Genomic DNA, 19100 nt, shown 5'->3' with positions numbered 1-19100 from the left:
TTCTTTTTATTTATTTTTTGATTATTTGCGTTCATATTTTGCGAATACATATTCCAAATCAAAACAAGTCTGCTCCTCACTGACCTCCGTCATCTCCCAATCATCCATCTGATCCAGATTTGGGAAATACGTATCTGCTGCATATGCATGATCGATCTTTGTGATATACGCTGTATCACAATATGGGATCAGCATCTCGTAAATGCTTCCTCCTCCGATTACATACAGCTCATTTGAATCATATTTTTTTAATTCTTCCAACAATTCTTCTTTTGTATGCACGATAACCGCATCTTTCACTTTATAAGAACGGTTCGCTGTCAACACGATATTAACTCTGTTCTTAAGAGGCAGCCCGTTTGGGAAGCTTTCCAAAGTTTTTCTTCCCATTACAACAACATGTCCCATTGTCTTCTCTCTGAAGAACTTCATATCCGCCGGAATACTTGTTAAAAGTCTGTTTTTATTTCCTATTGCCCAGTTTGCATCTACTGCTGCTATTGCATTCATTATCTAAAACCTCCTACACTGCTATCGGAATATTTTTAATCTGTGGATGTGTTTCATAATTATCCAGTCTTACATCATCCGGTGTGAAATCGTAAAAATCTTTTACTTCCGGATTTAACCAGAATGTCGGTGCCGGAAGCGGCTCTCTTGATATCAATTCCTTGATAAGCGGCACGTGTCTGTCATAAATATGTGCATCTGCAATGACATGTACAAATTCTCCTACCTTCATATCACAAACCTGTGCCAGCATGTGTAAAAGAACTGCATACTGACAAACGTTCCAATTATTTGCTGCCAGAACATCCTGAGAACGCTGGTTGAGAATTCCATTCAAAGTAAGCTTATCGCTTCCCGCTTCCTTTGTTACATTAAATGTCATACTGTATGCACATGGATAAAGATTCATCTCATGCAAATCCTGATGTACATAAATATTAGTCATAATACGACGACTGTACGGATTGTTCTTCAAATCATAGATCACGCGGTCCACCTGATCCATCATTCCTTCTTTATACTGGTGTTTCACCTGCATCTGATATCCGTATGCTTTTCCGATTGAGCCATCCTCATCCGCCCAACTGTCCCAGATATGACTGTTCAAATCATGGATATTATTCGACTTCTTCTGCCAGATCCATAAAAGCTCATCAGTACAACTCTTAATTCCTGTTCTTCTCAGCGTCAGCGCCGGAAATTCTTTCGATAAATCATATCGATTCACCACACCAAACTTTTTAATCGTATAAGCAGATGTGCCGTCCTCCCACACCGGACGCACTTTCTCACCTTCTGTACTTGTCCCGTTCTCTATAATATCTTTACACATATCGATAAATACTTTATCTGCATAACTCATTATAAACTTCCTCCTTTGGCCTCTTCACATGAATAAGGCTCACAGAAAAACATCTACTTGCTATGGTGTTTTTCTGTGAGCGCAGCTTTTTGTTGCTATACATTCGCTAGCTTGCTATATTAAGTTATAACACAGTTTTTTCTTTTTGTAAATAAATCTCACGAAGAAGTTTGTTGTAACTAACCCCTTTTTTATCCAAAGCAAATTCTTTATTTATCTTAAGTTTTATAATCTCCTAATATTCTCGAATCACACTGCTGATTTCAAAAATATTTTCACTATCTCTCAACTGTTCCAGTGCATTTTTCAAATAATCTTCTCTCACCTTATCTGTTACGATAACAAGCTCGGCCTGATCGCCTTTTATATGCTTCTGAACAACTCTTGCAATACTTACGCCATGATTTCCAAATACCGTTGCAATACTTGCCAGCACCCCCGGCTGGTTCTTCACCTGCATACGAAGGAAAAACTTATTTTCTACCTCATCAAACTTTTTGATCGGTGTTTCTCTATAACATGTACAACTGATTCGACCATTGCATCCATACTCAATATTTCTGGCAACATCAATGATATCTCCCATAACTGCACTTGCTGTAGGAAGTTCTCCTGCCCCACGTCCGTAGAACATTGCATCATCTACTGCATCTCCATGTACAAATACTGCATTAAAAGAATCTCTTACGGATGCCAGAGGATGTTCTTTATTCAACAGCATCGGATAGACCCCGACTTCAATTCCGCCCTCAGTATTATGTGCAACACCAAGTAATTTAATCACGCTGTCAAATTCTTTTGCATATGCAATATCATCTGAAGTAATCTTTGTGATTCCTTCTGTATGGACATCGTCAAATACAACCCTTGAATGAAATGCGATTGATGCCATGATCGCAACCTTACGTCCTGCATCCAGACCTTCTACATCTGCTGTCGGATCAGCCTCCGCATATCCAAGCTCCGTAGCCTTAGCCAGGGCTTCTTCAAAGCTCATGTTCTCTTCAAACATCTTTGTTAAAATGTAATTTGTTGTACCATTTACAATACCGATCACTTCATCGATCTCATTTCCCGCAAGACACTGCTTCAATGGTCGGATAATTGGAATTCCGCCTGCCACTGCCGCCTCAAACAACAAATCACAATGCTTTTCTTCCGCAGCATCCAACAACTCTTTTCCATGTGCAGCTAAGAGATCCTTGTTTGCCGTCACAACATGCTTTCCTGCATGCAATGCTTCAAGTATCATCGTTCTCGCCGGCTCGATTCCACCCATCACTTCTACGACAATCTGAATTTCCGGATCATTTACAATCTCCTGCCAATTATCTGTCAAAAGTGAAGCATTGATACCTTCACGTTGCTTGTTCAGATTATGGACAAGGATCTTGCTTACTTCCATCTGTGCTCCAATTGTCCGAACCATCACATCAGCGCGACGCTGGATTAATTTATATACACCAGTACCAACTGTACCAACTCCTAATAGTGCTACTTTTATCTTTTTTGTATTCATGTTTTCCTCTCCTGACTACTATAAATACTTTGCAAGGTCTTGTAAAATCATTAATGCTTTAATACTTTACCCTAATGCATTTTGTGTATTGTAACACAGGTATTTTAAAAATTCTAGTACAATTTTTAAAAAGTTGTTATCGAGAGCCAGTTCGGGACGGGGTTTTCTGGCTCTTTTACAGTAACTGTGACCAGCTACAATGCTTCCACACAAAACAAAAGAGCAATGCTTTCGCATTGCCCTTAATAAGAGAGCGACAGACGGGGTTCGAACCCGCGACCCCGACCTTGGCAAGGTCGTACTCTACCAGCTGAGCCACTGTCGCATATGTTAGTTGTTCTGCATCAGAACAATAACTACTATACACGATACATACTCTATTGTCAACTCTTTTTTTCATTTTTTATATCTGAATTTTTCTTTATTTTTCTGACAATTTCTTCAATTCATCTAAATACCGGATTACATCATGCAAAGACTCCAATGTTTGTGTACAAACTGCCTTTGTTTCTTCGGTCGGCTCGTCCATATCCGGAACCATAACGACCTGACATCCCGCTGCATTTGCAGCACGTATCCCATTATAGCTATCTTCAATCACAAGACATTCTCCCGGCTTAAGGCCAAGCAATTCTGCCGCCTTCAAAAATACATCCGGAGCAGGCTTACCATTCTTAACCTCGCGTCCACATACTGTCGCATCAAATTGCAGTGGCAGATTTCCTTTTTCAAAATACATTTCCACTCGCTCCCTCTGTGTTGATGTTGCAAGTGCTGTTTTTATATGATTTTCTTTTAAGTAGCTAAAAATTTCTCTGACACCAGGCTTTAACGGTGTTCCATGCTCGTCCAAATGCTGCATCAGCATTTCTAATCTCGCACCTCTTGCTTCATCATAATCCACCTCGTCTCCAAACCATTCGTGAAATAAATTTCTCGCCACGTCCGCAGTTCTCCCTCGAAGCATTCCGATTCGTTCATCTGTCAAAGTGATTTTATATCTCGCTGCTACCTTCTTCCATCCTTTTGCGTTGATACGCTCTGTATCAAAAATCACGCCATCCATATCAAATAATACTGCTTTTATCATCCTGTAATCCCTCGCTAAATATTATAAAAAAAGAAGCAATGCAACATGTTGCATCACTCCTCCTCAAAAGAGAGCGACAGACGGGGTTCGAACCCGCGACCCCGACCTTGGCAAGGTCGTACTCTACCAGCTGAGCCACTGTCGCATATATAGTTCTTTGTCAGAACAAAATATACTATACACGACTTTTCTCCGTCTGTCAACACTATTTTTCTATTTTTTTATATTTTTCGAAATTTTTCTATTATTTATTCTTCAGCACTTTCTTCCGGTCTCAACTCCAGCCCCAGTTCAGCAAGCTGTTTATCATCAGCCTGACTCGGTGCATTTGTCATAAGGCATGAAGCATCTTTTACTTTCGGGAACGCCATTACGTCACGAATGCTGTCTACTTTTGCCATCAGCATAACCAGACGGTCCAGACCATAAGCGAGTCCGGCGTGAGGCGGTACTCCGTATTTAAATGCATCTAACAAAAATGAGAACTGACGATAAGCCTCTTCTTTTGTAAATCCAAGTACTTCAAACATCTTCTCCTGAATATCGTTCTGATGGATTCGAATACTTCCTCCACCAATCTCATTACCATTCAATGTAATATCGTATGCTTTCGCACGAACACGTCCCGGATCTGTATCGATATACTGCCAGTCTTCTTCCATCGGCATTGTAAATGGATGATGCATTGCTGTATAACGATTCTGTTCCTCGCTCCACTCAAGAAGTGGAAATTCTGTGATCCACAGGAATTTGTATTCATTCTTATCCAAAAGTTCTAACTGACGGGCAAGTTCCAGACGTAATGCACCCAAAACATCCCATACAACCTTATTCTTGTCTGCTGCAAAAAGAAGAAGGTCTCCGTTTTCTCCGTCCATTGCTTTGATCAGATTCTGCATCTCTTCTTCGCTCATAAATTTAGCAAATGAAGATTTTACAGTTCCGTCTTCCTGGATTGCGATGTAAGCAAGTCCTTTTGCGCCATAATCTTTTGCAAAACTTACAAGCTTATCAATCTTCTTACGAGGCATTGAGCCCTGACCTTTGGCGTTGATACCACGAACAGTTCCGCCATTCTCAATAGCGCCTTTAAATACAACAAATTCACTGTCTTTTACTGTCTCTGTCACATTTACAAGTTCCATACCAAAACGGATATCCGGTTTATCAGAACCGAAACGATCCATTGCTTCCTGCCATGTCATTCTCTGAATTGGAAGCTCTACATCAATATCAAGAACCTCTTTAAATAATTTAGCAAGAAGTCTTTCATTGATACTCATAACATCTTCTTCATCTACAAAAGAAAGCTCCATATCGATCTGTGTAAATTCAGGCTGTCTGTCTGCACGTAAATCCTCGTCACGGAAACATTTTGCAATCTGGAAATAACGATCATATCCAGAACACATCAAAAGCTGTTTGTACAGCTGTGGTGACTGTGGAAGTCCATAGAAGCTTCCTGGATGAATACGGCTAGGTACAAGATAATCTCTTGCTCCTTCCGGTGTAGTCTTACCAAGGATTGGTGTTTCAATCTCAAGAAATCCCTCATCTGCAAGGAACTGACGAGTCAGTGTTGCAATCTTACTTCTCATCATTAAATTGCGCTGAAGATCCGGTCTTCTTAAGTCCAGATAACGATATTTCAAACGTAAGTCCTCTTTTGTTTTAGAGTTCTCCTCAATTGGGAACGGAGGTGTCTCGGACTCAGATAAAATTCTCATCTGTTCCGGAATTACTTCAATCTCCCCTGTTGCAAGATTCTCATTCACTGCACCTGAACGTTTTTCAACCTTACCTACAATTGCTACTACATATTCAGAACGAAGACTTGCTGCTCTTGCAATTAAATCCGCATCACATGAACCATCTTCAAATACCACCTGAATAATTCCTGAACGGTCACGTACATCAACGAATACAAGACCTCCTTTATTACGATTCTTCTGAACCCATCCCATAATTGTAACTGTCTCTCCGACATTAGCCGCAGAAAGCTCGCCACAACGATGTGTACGATGTAATCCCTGCATTGATTCTGCCATTACTTTGTTCCTCTTTTCTTTTCGTTTTTATATTATCTGTTGAAAACTTCTACAATTTCTTCATATCCCTGCTGCTGAAGCTGCTCTTTCTGGAATTTCTTATTCTTCTTCATATTCAAAAGCATGATCTGTTTTCCCGCAGCACGCTCAGCTTTTGCAGCCTCTAATACTTCCAGGATTTTTTCCTGTGGAAGCTTCTTCTCAAGCAAATATGCTTTTTTCACCTTCGTTGTCGGGATCTTGTATCCACGTTCCAAAAGCAGCATAACAATACGCTCAAATCCAATTGAAAATCCAACCGCCGGTGTATCCTGACCGGTAAACTTACCGATCATCTCATCATAGCGTCCGCCGCCTCCGACAGAACCGCCGAACTCGTCCATTGAAATCTCAAAAATTGTTCCTGTATAATAAGACATACCTCTTACAAGTGTTGGGTCAAAGCTCATCTTAAACTCAGCCTCTTTCGCACTTTCTACACTTGTAATGATCATCTCCAGCGACTGTGCCGCTTCTTCCGGGAGATACCCAGCCAGTTTCTCTTTACACCAGCGTACGCCCTCGACATCGTTCGTAATCTCTTTAAAAATCTGGAGATATTTTTCGACTGATTCTTTCGCATAGCCATTTTCCTCTAACTCCTTCTGAACCCCATCCAGACCAATCTTGTCCATCTTATCCAGAGTAATGAATACGCTGTCATAATCCTTCTCTTCAAATCCGCTGTATGCAGCCATTGCTTTTAAGAATCGGCGGTCATTGATACGGATTGTAAAGTTATGGAAATCAAGTTTTCCAAGCAATGTAGATGTTGCCAGGATCAGCTCAATCTCAGCCAGATTAGATGGCTCGCCCAAAATATCAATATCGCACTGCATAAACTGACGGAAACGTCCTCTCTGCGGACGGTCAGCTCTCCATACATTTCCCATCTGAAGTGCCTTAAATGGTGCCGGCAATTCATTTGCATTATTGGAATAATATCTTGAAAGCGGAACAGTTAAGTCATAACGAAGTCCACCATCTACCAAGTCGATCTCTTCTTTTGCCTGATCGATCTTCAGTTTCTCACCACGTTTTAAAATCTTGAAGATCAATTTTTCATTGTCTCCACCCTGCTTACTGCAAAGGTTCTCAATATGTTCTACACATGGTGTCTCAATTCTGGAAAATCCAAATGACTTGTAAGTCTCCTGGATCAACCCAATCACATAATCCCGGATTTCCATCTCTTCCGGCATCATGTCCTTCATACCTGTAACTGGTTTCTTCTTTAATGCCATGTATTTATTCTCCTTTTTATCAAAATCTATATCTTGAAGAGTCTGTCTGCAGAAAGACAAGACTTTCAACTTTTCTCTTCATCTCGCCTTTACTGCCGGTATTCCCCTACTTTCACCTCTCACTATTATAGTTTTTGTGTTATAGTATGTCAATTGCTTTTCCGTTTGATCATCTCATCAATACGGTCAATATAAGCTTCAATATTCTTTACATTTTCTATACGGATCAGATTTGTTTCTTTCCCATTTTCTGTCTTAATTTTTTCAGGTAACACAATCTTTGTTGTTGCACCTGCTCCGGCTGCATAAATAGTTTGTTTTTCTTCCATGATCAGTATATTGTAAATTCCTGCTTTATCGGCTTTTGCATAACCGACATTTTCGAAATTACCTGCAATATTTTTCTGTCTATATAAATAATACGGAACTAATCCAAGCTTTTCTGCCGTTTTTGCCGCATCCTCTACCATCTCTGTGATTTCTGTGTGCAAATCTCTCACCGGCTGTTCCTGTGCCATTCTGGCAGCACGTTTGATTGCCAGAGAATGTACTGTCAGACTATCTGGAGATAATTCTTCAATCTGGCGAAGTGTATCTCTCATATCTTCTGCGTTTTCTCCCGGAAGTCCTGCAATAAGGTCCATATTAATGTTGTCAAATCCCAGCTCTCTTGCGAGGTGGAAAATATCCTTCACAGCCTGAACGGTATGTTTTCTTCCAACAAGATCCAACGTTTTCTGCTGCATTGTCTGCGGATTGACCGAAATACGTGTCACCGAATGCCTGCATATCACTTCCAGTTTTTCTTTCGTAATACTATCAGGTCTTCCCGCTTCCACCGTATATTCCAAAAGCTCTGCGCCACGTTCTTCATTTAAGAATAACTCGTCAACTACATTTAACAATTTTTCCAACTGCTTGGCTGTAAGAGTTGTCGGCGTTCCTCCTCCGATATAAATCGTATTGAGCGTCTTTCCTTCTGTCTCTTTTGCGATATGGTGAAGCTCGATGCAAAGTGCCTTCAGATAATCATCCATACGTGGACTCCACACATCGATCGGTGAAGAACTAAATGAACAATAAGAGCAGATGCTTGGGCAAAATGGAATCCCGACATACAAACTGAAGCCATTTAGATAATCCAGTTTGCTAAGCAATGCCTTCTCTCTGCATGCAATATCAACAGCCAGCCCTGCTTTCTTCTCTGACACGCAATACACTTCCTGCAAAAATGCTTTTGCCTGTGCTTCGTTCATTCCATTTTCCATCTGGTGCATTGCAAGTTTTGTCGGGCGAACTCCGGTAAGCATCCCCCACGCCATCTCCTGCCCTGTCTTTTCAGATAAAAACCGGTACACCATTTTCGTTACTATTTTTTTCTTTTCCTGTGCATCTTCCTTCTTTTGATTTTCCTCAAACTCCTTCGCATCCAGCAAAAAACAAGAGCCGTCATCCAGCTCAATCCGGACCAACGGTTCTTGCTCTGCATCGACACATTGTTTGATTTCCGCATTTGGGAAAAATGCTTTCGTTATATGATATAAGTTATAAGTATATAATGTTTCTTTACATTGAATTTGAATCATTCTGTTAATCAATGCCCCCTGTTAAACAATTCGTATCTTAGCATTTAAATGAACGGATTATGTTTCCGCTCATATCCAATTGTCGTTTCTTCCATATGTCCCGGATAAACCATCGTATCTTCCGGTAGCACGATCAGTTTATCTCTCACCGCTCTTACAAGCTGTGAACTGCTTCCGGTTGGAAAATCGGTTCTCCCGATTGATGCGCAGAACAAACTGTCACCGCTAAAAAGCACCTCTTCTTCTGCAATATAATAACAGCATCCGCCAGCTGTATGTCCCGGCGTCTCGATTACTTTTATCTTCATGCCGGCAATCTCCAGTTCTTCTCCATCACGCACATATGTTGCATCAGAAAATGTATATCCTCCGCCATATGCCGCAGACAAATTCAGCCTTGCATCCTGTAATATCTCTTGTTCCTTCTCAGACGCATACACCGGCACCTGAAACTTCTCCCGCACACCGTCAATTCCCATAATATGGTCAAAATGTCCATGTGTCAGAAGGATTGCTTTCAAGCTCAATCCTTCTGTTTCTATATAAGATATAACATTCTTGTCACAAACTGCCGGGTCTACAATAAAGCACTCTTTTGTATTCTCATTGCTTACCACATAGCAGTTCGTCCCAATCATGCCTATCACAAATTTCTTAATTCTCATGTTATCCTCCTGCACAAACTACTCCTCATTTTTCTGAATGATTCGCGTTCATGCGTTTACACCTTTCTATTAGCTGGCAGTTCTCTCGATATCCAGTACTCCTTCCACCTGACGGAGCTTGTCGATAACCCTGTTCAGCTCATCTCTTCCATGTACGATAAATCCCATGTCTAATGTAGCTGTTCCTTTTTTACTTGTACGCACATTCATAGATTTTACATCCAGCTTTGCTTCTGTAAATATCTTTGAAATATCCATCAAAAGCCCCTGTCTGTCATGTGCATACATCTTCAGCTCCGCAAGATACTGACCGCCATTATCACCTGCGCCTTCCCACTCAGCATCGATCAGACGTTCACGCTCTGCCGCAGACAAATGAAGCATATTCACACAATCTGTACGATGGATAGACATACCACGACCACGGGTTACAAAACCAACAATCTCATCTCCCGGAACCGGATTACAGCATTTCGAAAAACGCACTGCCATATCATCGATTCCTTTGACAATAATCCCACTCTTCGATTTTGCAATATGAACCTTCTGAGATGGCACTCCTGATAATGTCTCCAAAATCGTCTCGTCTGTAATTTCTTTTTTGTGATCCTTCTGATATTCTTCCAGCAAACGGTTCACAACCTGTCCCTCTTTGAGTCCTCCATGACCAATTGCCGCCAATACAGATTCCCAGTCACGGAATCCATATTTCTGCTGCACGATCTGTAAATATTTTGGCTTACTGACATCTGCCAGGTTGATTGCTTTTGCCTTACAATATGCTGCAATCAGTTCTCGTCCTCGAACAATATTCTCTTCCTTAAACTCTTTCTTAAACCATTGGTTGATCTTGCTCTTTGCCTGTGTACTCTTTACAATATTCAGCCAATCTCTGCTTGGTCCCTTCGAATTCTGTGACGTCAATATCTCAATACGGTCACCATTCTGAATTTTATAATCAATGTTTACAAGCTTTCCATTCACTCGTGCTCCGACCATCTTATTGCCCACTGCACTATGGATTGCATACGCAAAATCCACAGGTGTAGAGCCATTCGGCAGATTCTTCACATCTCCGTTCGGAGTGAAGCAGTACACGTCTTCTGTAAAGAGATCCAAATCACCTTTCAACAGACTTAAAAATTCTCTGTTATCTGACATGTCACGCTGCCACTCCAGAATCTGACGCAGCCAGCTCAACTTCTCTTCTTCCTGGTTCTTTGCTACACCCTTCGTTCCATCTCCGCTCTCTTTATATTTCCAATGAGCAGCAATACCATACTCAGCTGTCTTGTGCATCTCTTCTGTACGGATCTGAATCTCAAACGGCTGTCCGGATGGTCCGATCAAAGTCGTATGAAGGGACTGATACATATTCGCCTTTGGCATCGCAATATAATCCTTAAATCTTCCCGGAACCGGTGTATACATCTCATGGATCACACCCAAAGCTGCATAACAGTCCTTTACTGTGTCAACGATAATACGAACCGCAAACAAATCATAAATCTGATCCAATGTCTTGTTCTGATTTACCATCTTCTTATAAATGCTGAAGAAATGCTTTACTCTTCCGTATACCTTCGCTTTGATGTTTGCATTCTCCATATGTTTTGACACTTCTGCAACAATCTGTTGCACAAATTCTTCGCGCTTTGTCTTACGTTCATTGAGATCTCTTACAAGCTGATAATACACTTGTGGATTCGAATACTTTAATGAAAGGTCATCCAACTCAATCTTAATCTTAGAAATACCCAGACGCTGTGCGATCGGTGCATAAATATCCATCGTCTCGCGCGCCTTCTCCTGCTGCTTCTCCGGTGTCATAAATTCCAATGTACGCATATTATGCAGACGGTCTGCCAGTTTGATAATAATGACACGGATATCCTTAGCCATAGCCAGAAACATCTTACGCAGGTTCTCTGCCTGAACTTCCAGTTTATCTTTCGAATAAGACAATTGTCCCAGCTTTGTAACACCATCTACAAGAAGAGCCACCTCTGAGCCGAATTCTCTCGTAATATCATCCAGTGTCATCACGGTATCTTCCACGACATCATGAAGCATTCCTGCAACGATCGTCTCTTTATCCATCTCAAGGTCTGCCAGTATGATCCCTACCCACAAAGGATGAATGATGTAGGGTTCTCCTGACTTTCTAAACTGCTCCTTATGTGCTTCACTCGCAATCTTATAGGCCTTTTCAATCAATGAAATATCGGCAGACGGATGATATTTGGTCACTCTGGCGATCAATGCCTGATATAACTTTTCCGGGTCTTGATAATCTTCCGGATTTTTGACGGCATGACTATCAACAATCTCCAAATTTTTATTCAATAATTGATATTCTAATGTCCCTGCCATCAAAATTCCCCCTTTTGTTCTCATTTGTAATATGCATATATGTAAATAGTATAGCATTTTTTTCAAAATTGTAAATAATCTGTTTTTTCCAGCTTATCAAGCGCTTTTTAAGTCAAAGCTTACTTTGAAGGATTATAATTCTGAACTACCATTTGAATCGTTCTCTCACCTCGAAATTCATTGATCGATGGATAATAAGTAAATGCCATCGTTTCACTTTGCTCAATCGTTTCCAGGCATCCTTCTACATCACCAAAACAGATCGCATCCATTTCATATCCGTCTTTGTCCTGCACCTTGAATTTCAATACGTTTTTATTCTTTCCGATAATACGAGGATCGATCACCTTCAGATTTTTCTCTGCAAATAATGGTTTTGGATTTCCCTTGCCAAATGGTTCCAAAAGCTCCAGCTCCTGAATCAGACTTTCGTTCACATATCGAAGTGGGAGCTGCATGTCAATCGAAATTTTTTCTGTCAGATCATCCTCTGTCAGATTTGCACATTCATTGATCGACTCGCGGAATCGTTCCACATTTTCTTCTTTCAAAGATAATCCGGCTGCCAGCTTATGTCCTCCGAATTTTGTAAACAATGCCCTGCATTTATTCATTTCTTCAAACATATTATAAGCCTCAATTGAGCGACCGGACCCCTTTACATCCTCTTCGCCCTGTGTCAGCACAAATACCGGACGATAATATTTCTCACGGATACGCCCCGCAATGATACCGGCTATACTTTCATGACAGTCCGGCAAATAGACAACCAGCACCTTATCTTCTTTTAATGAAGTATTTTCAATCAAAGCAACCGCCTGTTCCACGCCTTTTTCTGTCATTTCCTTTCGGCTGTCATTGAGCGCTTTCAAATCTTCCGCAAGCATCACCGCTTCTCTTCTTGTCTTTGCATTTAACAAATTCAAAGCTCTCTTCGCTGTATCCAGACGCCCGCCTGCGTTGATGCATGGCCCAATCACAAATCCGATGTGATACGCATTCAAAGAATCCACCGGCACACCGGTACATTCCATCAATGCTTTCAAGCCTTCATTGCTCGTTCTTTTAAGCATTTCTAATCCCTGTTTTACGAAAATGCGATTTTCTCCGGTCAAATCCATCACATCGCCAATCGTCGCAATCGCAACATTTTCCATCAAATAATCAACATCTTCCGCATCCTTTTGCATCACACCATAAAGAGCTTCTATCAGTTTATAAGAAACCGCAGCCCCGCACAGCCCTTTAAATGGATATGGACAATCTTCCCTGTGCGGGTCTATCACCGCATCTGCATGTGGTAATAAATACTCTTTTCCGTCCCCGACATCTATATAAGGTACTTCATGATGATCTGTCACAATGATCGTTAAGCCTTGCTGTTTGCCATATGCGATTTCATCCATCGCCGCAATGCCATTGTCGCAGGTTATGATTGTGTCAATCCCATCTTCGATCGCACGATCGATCAACGCTTTATTCAGCCCATATCCATCCTTGATCCTGTCCGGGATATCCGTATCGACATCCCCGCCAAGATTCGAGATTCCTTCCTGTAAAATGTATGTCGCATTGACACCGTCAATATCATAGTCTCCTATTACACGGATCGGCTCATTTGCCTGGATTTTTTCTTTTAATATTGTGACTGCCTTATCCATATCTTTCATTAACATTCCATCATACAGATCGGCTATCGTTCCATTTAGATAAAACTCGATTTCATCCTTTGTTACCATCTCACGATTTCGGATCAGGCGTGCAAGAATGGGAGAAATCTGAAACATTTCACCAATCTGATAAAAATCCGCCTTCTTCATCGTCACAAACCACTTCTCCATCTTCCGTCCCCTTTTCATTTTCAAAAAAGGACAGACACGAAACTCATGCCTATCCCTTTTATCATTTTCTATTTTCTTTCTGCCTTCTTAACACCGATTTTTGTTTTCATTACATACCAAAGTGCACCTGTAATACATACAGAAGAATAAGCACCACAAATAATACCAACCATCAGAGGAAGGGCAAATTCACGAATAGAGCTTACACCCATGATATATAAAACAGCTACCATAACAAATGTAGTAAGTGATGTATAAACACTTCGTGTCAATGTCAAAGTAATACATTTATTTACCAGCTCATCCAGCTGTGTTCCGCGTTTCTTTGTTTTCAGCTCCTCACGGATACGGTCGAAAATAACGATTGTCGCATTGATTGAATATCCGACGATTGTCAGCATACATGCGATAAATGTATTACCTACCGATACTCTCGCAATCGCATAGAAGCCTAATACGATCAGCACATCATGGAGCAATGCCAACACTGCACTTGTTGCGAAACGCACATCTTTAAATCTAAACCAGATATAAAGCAGCATACAGATTGTTGCAATGATAACTGCTACAATGGCATCTCTTCTCATCTCTGAGCTTACTGTAGAACTGATATTCTCTGTTGCGATCTCATTCTCATCCACACCAAAGTTATCAGCCATTACTTTATTAAATGCCTCACGTTTTTCCAGATTCAATGTCTGTGTCTTAAAGATTACCTGATTAGAATCCTGTACTTTCTGAACCTGAACATTCTTATCTCCGACAGCATCTTCAATCAATGGAACGATATTCTGGTCGATTTCTTCCAATGTATAATCCTTATCAAATGTCACTGTAGATGATGTACCACCCATAAACTCAAGACTGTAGTTGAGCGCGCCATTTCCTTTTCCTTCGTTTACACCGATTGCAACAAATCCAAGCACGATAAGTGCAATTGAAATTGTAAAGAAAATCTTTTTCTTTCCGAGGAAGTTGATTGGTTTTCTCTCTTCCTTTACACGTCCGTATACTTTTGGATTACGGATTCCGATTGCATAGAACGAATATACAATTACTTTTGTAATTACCAAAGCAGTAAACATAGACAGCACGATACCAAGTGCCAATGTCTGTGCAAATCCTTTTACAGTACCGCTACCTCTAAGCCATAATACAGCAGCAGCGATCAGGGTTGTAATATTACCATCCAAAATTGCAGACATTGCTTTCTGGAATCCGGCATTTAACGAAGCTTTTACAGATTTTCCCGATGAAAGTTCTTCCTTCACACGTGCGAAAATAATAACGTTCGCATCTACCGCCATACCGATACCAAGGATGATACCTGCGATACCAGGCAATGTCAAAGTAATGTCAAATGCATTCAGTGCTACCAGTACCAGACCTGTATAGATCAACAGTGCAAGACCTGCAGCAAAACCCGGAAGCAGGTATACGCAGCACATAAATACAAATACAATTGCCAGACCGATTGCACCGGCCTTCAAACTTGAGCTGATTGCTTCTTCACCAAGCTGTGCTCCTACAACGTTAGAACGCAGCTCTTCCAGTTCCAGATTTAATCCACCGATACGGATTGTAGATGCAAGCTGGTCAGCTTCTTCATAAGACATGCTTCCTGAAATCTGGGCACGTCCATCAGAAATAACTGCTTTTACATTCGGCACACTGACAAATGCTCCATCATAATAAATACCGATACTCTGTCCTGCCTCTTTTGCAACTTTAGTAGCTTCTGCAAATTTCTCTGTACCTTCTTTTGTAAACTCAAGGTCAACAACATTTTCCTTTGAACCTGTTGTACTGTCTGTATATGCACCTGCCGTAGCTGTTTTCACATCAGATCCTGTCAGCACAATAGAACCATCTTCCTGCAGTTCTTCAATCGTCTTATTAAGCTGGAAATCTGTTCCTGCATCGCCTGTAGTGCCAACTCTAGTATAGTTTTCTGAACCATCGCTTCCTTTCTGTGCGATAAAATACAAAGAACCAGGCTGTCCAAGTTCATCTAAAATCTTATTGGCATCTGTCACACCAGGAATCTCGATACTGATTCGGTTATCACCTTCCTGGTAAACACTTGCCTCTGTACTATACTGCTCCACACGTTTCTGAAGCTTATAAATCGTATCCGCCATATCCTTATCTGACGGAGTATCACCTTTTACCTGATAAGTGATGCTGACACCACCTTCCAGATCAAGACCAAGATTAATATTCTTAGCCGCTCCGGAATGTCCTTTTCCAAGACCAATCGTTGTAGTCACACCGAGAAGTGCCATCAATGCTACGATTGCGATCAGACTCAGGATCCCTTTACGCTTCTTCATGTCCTTCCATCCTTTCTTCATCTGCTAACGCAGCCTTAATCATGATTGCACATTCGACTCTCTTTCTTTCCATCTCACAGCTCACTTCATATGTATCATTGATCGTGTTATGGAACTTATATGAATTTGCCATGCATCCACCGCTGCAGTAGAATCTTGCAAAACAATTCTTACAGCTTTCCTTAGAATAAACACTACATCCGCGGAACTCATCTGCAATCTCAGGTTTTGTAATACCCTCGTCAACATTTCCCATCAGGAACTCTTCCTGACCTACAAACTGATGACATGGGTAAAGATCTCCCCATGGAGTAACTGCCAGATATTCTGTTCCTGAACCACATCCCGACAAACGCTTTGCCACACAAGGACCGCCTTCCAGATCAAGCATAAAGTGGAAGAAATTAAATCCTTTTCCTGAACGCTCCCTTTCCACCATCATCTTCGCCAGCTTATCATACTCGTTAAAAATCTGTGGCAGATCCTCTTTCTGGATTGCATAATCTTCTGTATCGTCACCAACTACAGGCTCGATAGAAATCTGTTTGAATCCTAAATCAGCAAAATGCATTACGTCTTCTGAGAAGTCCAGATTATTTCTTGTAAATGTTCCTCTGATGTAATACTTCTCTTGATTTCTGCTGTCTGCTAACTTCTGGTACTTTGGAACGACCAGATCGTAGCTTCCCTTTCCATTTCTAAATGGACGCATATGGTCATGGATTTCTTTTCTTCCATCCAGACTCATTACAACGTTGTCCATCTCTTTGTTAACAAATTCCTGAACTTCATCGTTGAGCAGGACACCGTTTGTTGTCAGAGTAAAGCGGAAATGCTTATCATACTGTTTCTCAAGCTCTCTTCCGTAAGCAACCAGGTCTTTTACAACCTGCCAGTTCATAAGAGGCTCTCCACCAAAGAAATCGACTTCCAGATTTCTTCTGCTTCCTGAATTCGCAATCAGGAAATCCAACGCCTTCTTACCTACTTCATAAGACATCAGCGCTCTTCTTCCATGATATTCGCCTTCTTCTGCGAAACAATACTTACAAGCCAGATTACAGTCATGTGCTATATGAAGGCACAATGCTTTTACAACGGTCTTTCTCTTCTTAACTTCCCCAATATAAGCTTCGTAAATATCTCTTGTAAATAACTGACCTGCCTCTGTCAGTTCAATAACAGCCTCCAGAATCTCCTTCAGCTCGTCTTCTGAATACTTGTTTCCAAGTTCTTCTTTCAAATGTGCAAATGTCTCTTCGCTTTTCAGCGTATCCGGAGTATGAAATGTATTCTCTGCCTCCAGACAGGCAATGACATCATACGCTTCCTGATCCACAACATGAACAGAACCACTATTCACATCAAGAACAATGTTATATCCATTATTTTGGTACTGATGTATCACAATGATACCTCGCTTTCTATTATTATCCTAACATATTAAAGGCAGCGACCTAAGGCCGCTGCCTTGCCATCTCGCGTATCACCTACGCTGCAAATGTGTATCTCACACATCTTTCTCTCAATGGATTCGAATTATTTGCTGTGCTCACATGTCTGGTTTCCTACTGTACAAGAAGTCTTGCAAGCAGACTGACATGATGTCTGGCATTCTCCACATCCACCTTTTTTCACTGTATTGTTCAATGTCTGAGTATTCAATGTTTTGATATGTTTCATCGTTATCTCCTCCTACTATTTCTGCTCTTTGGCAGTTATACATTCACTTCATAGGATTATACCACAATGGCGTTGGATTTAAAAGAGTTTTTTCATAATTTCTTATGGTTTTCGTAACTTCCATTTACGCCAGCATTCCTCCAAGCAATCCCCCTCCAATGCACAAAAACATCGTAGTAATTACATTTCCCCCACTGTTTTTCAATGAATGATATATACCGAAAGAGACAAACAATAGTAAAATAAAATAACCTGCTCCAACAATCATTCCCCACAAAAACTTTTGTACCCGATTCCATTTTCCAATCATAAATCCACCTACAAATGTTGATACCAGATAAATTGCCATCACCGCAACAGTCACCTGCTTCTCTTCTAGATTCAATTTATAGACAAACAACGCCAAAAGAAGCAGCAGGATTCCCGTCACTACATATGCACCCAAAAGTGACTTTAATATCCACACTGCTTCTTTTTGTATATCTGGTTTTTGATCCTTACGATTCTCCATTCCCACACCTCCACACCTGTAATTCTATGCTATGCATTCTTATACATTATATGTCGGCCGGTAATGATCCAGTACATTTTTACTGCTCCATCTGCATTCCTAAAAATCTGGCAGCACATTCTATAAGCTTTTGCTCCATTTCCCCAAATTTACGTTTTTTATCGCGATTTAGAAATACAACCCCGCCGATAACATCTCCGTTACACAATATCGGACAGATTGCTTCCCCTTCATACTCGCTCATTTTGTCCACTACCATAACGAACTTCCTTTCCCCCGGCACAGCCAGAAGCACTTCCCTTTTTTGAAGCTGCTCTCCCAACATCTTACTAATATATTGTTCCTCAAACTCCTTCTTCCCATTCCCCGCTGCCGCTACAATCTGGTCATGATCTGTGATACATACTATACAATTTAAAACATTCGACAAACTTTCCGCATATTGCTTCGCCACAATCCCAAGCTCCCCAATCGGAGAATATTTCTTCAATATCACATCTCCCTCTCTATCCGTAAATATTTCCAGAGGGTCTCCTTCCCTGATTCTAAGTGTTCTCCTTATCTCCTTCGGAATCACAATCCTTCCAAGATCATCAATTCTCCGTACAATTCCTGTTGCCTTCATACATCTATAAACCTCCTGTATTATACCTATATTTCCATATTCTGCGTTGTATGGATAGTATGTGGAAATATTGGAGGTTTTATACACAAGTCAAAAGTGCCAGTTGGGGACGAGTGCCGGTTGGGGACGGAGTTTAGTGGCTTTTTTACGCGTAAAAAAGCCACTAAACTC

At 41.0% G+C, this 19100-nt stretch carries 15 protein-coding genes and 2 tRNA genes; all 17 read right to left on the bottom strand.

Going from position 1 to position 19100, the window contains the following annotated elements; genetic code table 11:
- Positions 1 to 21 precede the first annotated feature (21 nt).
- Positions 22 to 510, bottom strand: coding sequence for a dihydrofolate reductase (locus D8Q48_RS12510; RefSeq protein ID WP_117991610.1), 489 nt, complete (start codon positions 508 to 510; stop codon positions 22 to 24).
- Between the two features lie 13 nt (positions 511 to 523).
- Positions 524 to 1372, bottom strand: coding sequence for a thymidylate synthase (gene thyA / locus D8Q48_RS12505; RefSeq protein ID WP_022074442.1), 849 nt, complete (start codon positions 1370 to 1372; stop codon positions 524 to 526).
- Between the two features lie 235 nt (positions 1373 to 1607).
- Complete coding sequence (locus D8Q48_RS12500) at positions 1608 to 2891, bottom strand: homoserine dehydrogenase (protein ID WP_121056672.1); 1284 nt, start codon at positions 2889 to 2891, stop codon at positions 1608 to 1610.
- A 252-nt stretch (positions 2892 to 3143) separates the two neighbouring features.
- Positions 3144 to 3216, bottom strand: a tRNA-Gly gene (locus tag D8Q48_RS12495).
- A gap of 96 nt (positions 3217 to 3312) precedes the next feature.
- Entirely contained in the window at positions 3313 to 3981 is a 669-nt protein-coding gene (locus D8Q48_RS12490; RefSeq protein ID WP_121056670.1) for an HAD family phosphatase, read from the bottom strand.
- 72 nt (positions 3982 to 4053) lie between these two features.
- Positions 4054 to 4126 (bottom strand) — tRNA-Gly (locus D8Q48_RS12485).
- A 103-nt stretch (positions 4127 to 4229) separates the two neighbouring features.
- Complete coding sequence (gene aspS / locus D8Q48_RS12480; protein ID WP_117991601.1) at positions 4230 to 6029, bottom strand: aspartate--tRNA ligase; 1800 nt, start codon at positions 6027 to 6029, stop codon at positions 4230 to 4232.
- A 32-nt stretch (positions 6030 to 6061) separates the two neighbouring features.
- Positions 6062 to 7312: a histidine--tRNA ligase gene (hisS, locus tag D8Q48_RS12475; RefSeq protein WP_118737774.1), complete on the bottom strand. Its 1251-nt coding sequence runs from the start codon at positions 7310 to 7312 to the stop codon at positions 6062 to 6064.
- A 149-nt stretch (positions 7313 to 7461) separates the two neighbouring features.
- A complete protein-coding gene (gene hemZ / locus D8Q48_RS12470; RefSeq protein WP_121056668.1) occupies positions 7462 to 8898 on the bottom strand; it encodes a coproporphyrinogen dehydrogenase HemZ in 1437 nt (478 codons plus the stop codon).
- Positions 8899 to 8942: 44 nt separating this feature from the next.
- Entirely contained in the window at positions 8943 to 9563 is a 621-nt protein-coding gene (locus D8Q48_RS12465; RefSeq protein ID WP_121056666.1) for an MBL fold metallo-hydrolase, read from the bottom strand.
- A 69-nt stretch (positions 9564 to 9632) separates the two neighbouring features.
- A complete protein-coding gene (locus D8Q48_RS12460) occupies positions 9633 to 11936 on the bottom strand; it encodes a bifunctional (p)ppGpp synthetase/guanosine-3',5'-bis(diphosphate) 3'-pyrophosphohydrolase (RefSeq protein WP_121056664.1) in 2304 nt (767 codons plus the stop codon).
- Between the two features lie 119 nt (positions 11937 to 12055).
- Positions 12056 to 13777 (bottom strand): single-stranded-DNA-specific exonuclease RecJ, encoded by a 1722-nt coding sequence (gene recJ, locus D8Q48_RS12455; protein ID WP_117991589.1) that lies wholly within the window; start codon positions 13775 to 13777, stop codon positions 12056 to 12058.
- A 68-nt stretch (positions 13778 to 13845) separates the two neighbouring features.
- On the bottom strand, positions 13846 to 16110 hold the full coding sequence (gene secD / locus D8Q48_RS12450) for a protein translocase subunit SecD (RefSeq protein WP_117991586.1): 2265 nt from the start codon (positions 16108 to 16110) through the stop codon (positions 13846 to 13848).
- A complete protein-coding gene (gene scfB, locus D8Q48_RS12445) occupies positions 16097 to 17518 on the bottom strand; it encodes a thioether cross-link-forming SCIFF peptide maturase (RefSeq protein WP_121056662.1) in 1422 nt (473 codons plus the stop codon). The genes secD and scfB overlap by 14 nt, the downstream gene beginning before the upstream one ends.
- Before the next feature lie 131 nt (positions 17519 to 17649).
- Positions 17650 to 17793 carry a six-cysteine ranthipeptide SCIFF gene (gene scfA / locus D8Q48_RS12440; protein WP_008369659.1) on the bottom strand — a complete coding sequence of 48 codons (144 nt, stop codon included), beginning with the start codon at positions 17791 to 17793 and terminating at the stop codon, positions 17650 to 17652.
- A 124-nt stretch (positions 17794 to 17917) separates the two neighbouring features.
- Positions 17918 to 18304 (bottom strand): TIGR04086 family membrane protein, encoded by a 387-nt coding sequence (locus D8Q48_RS12435; protein WP_121056660.1) that lies wholly within the window; start codon positions 18302 to 18304, stop codon positions 17918 to 17920.
- A 79-nt stretch (positions 18305 to 18383) separates the two neighbouring features.
- The gene (gene spoVT, locus D8Q48_RS12430) at positions 18384 to 18929 is read right to left on the bottom strand and encodes a stage V sporulation protein T (RefSeq protein ID WP_117991576.1); all 546 of its coding nucleotides are present in this window, start codon (positions 18927 to 18929) and stop codon (positions 18384 to 18386) included.
- Positions 18930 to 19100: the final 171 nt, after the last annotated feature.

The organism is Ruminococcus sp. B05 (assembly GCF_003628495.1).
GTDB lineage: Bacteria > Bacillota > Clostridia > Lachnospirales > Lachnospiraceae > Schaedlerella > Schaedlerella hominis.
This window is presented reverse-complemented; position numbering and strand designations above follow the sequence as displayed.

Coding starts and splice junctions, on each gene's coding strand:
- hisS (WP_118737774.1), bottom strand. CDS start 7,312: ATGGCATTAAAGAAGAAACCAGTTACAGGTATGAAGGACATGATGCCG.
- secD (WP_117991586.1), bottom strand. CDS start 16,110: ATGAAGAAGCGTAAAGGGATCCTGAGTCTGATCGCAATCGTAGCATTG.
- spoVT (WP_117991576.1), bottom strand. CDS start 18,929: ATGAAGGCAACAGGAATTGTACGGAGAATTGATGATCTTGGAAGGATT.
- D8Q48_RS12435 (WP_121056660.1), bottom strand. CDS start 18,304: ATGGAGAATCGTAAGGATCAAAAACCAGATATACAAAAAGAAGCAGTG.
- scfA (WP_008369659.1), bottom strand. CDS start 17,793: ATGAAACATATCAAAACATTGAATACTCAGACATTGAACAATACAGTG.
- D8Q48_RS12465 (WP_121056666.1), bottom strand. CDS start 9,563: ATGAGAATTAAGAAATTTGTGATAGGCATGATTGGGACGAACTGCTAT.
- D8Q48_RS12500 (WP_121056672.1), bottom strand. CDS start 2,891: ATGAATACAAAAAAGATAAAAGTAGCACTATTAGGAGTTGGTACAGTT.
- hemZ (WP_121056668.1), bottom strand. CDS start 8,898: ATGATTCAAATTCAATGTAAAGAAACATTATATACTTATAACTTATAT.
- D8Q48_RS12490 (WP_121056670.1), bottom strand. CDS start 3,981: ATGATAAAAGCAGTATTATTTGATATGGATGGCGTGATTTTTGATACA.
- aspS (WP_117991601.1), bottom strand. CDS start 6,029: ATGGCAGAATCAATGCAGGGATTACATCGTACACATCGTTGTGGCGAG.
- D8Q48_RS12460 (WP_121056664.1), bottom strand. CDS start 11,936: ATGGCAGGGACATTAGAATATCAATTATTGAATAAAAATTTGGAGATT.
- D8Q48_RS12510 (WP_117991610.1), bottom strand. CDS start 510: ATGAATGCAATAGCAGCAGTAGATGCAAACTGGGCAATAGGAAATAAA.
- recJ (WP_117991589.1), bottom strand. CDS start 13,777: ATGGAGAAGTGGTTTGTGACGATGAAGAAGGCGGATTTTTATCAGATT.
- thyA (WP_022074442.1), bottom strand. CDS start 1,372: ATGAGTTATGCAGATAAAGTATTTATCGATATGTGTAAAGATATTATA.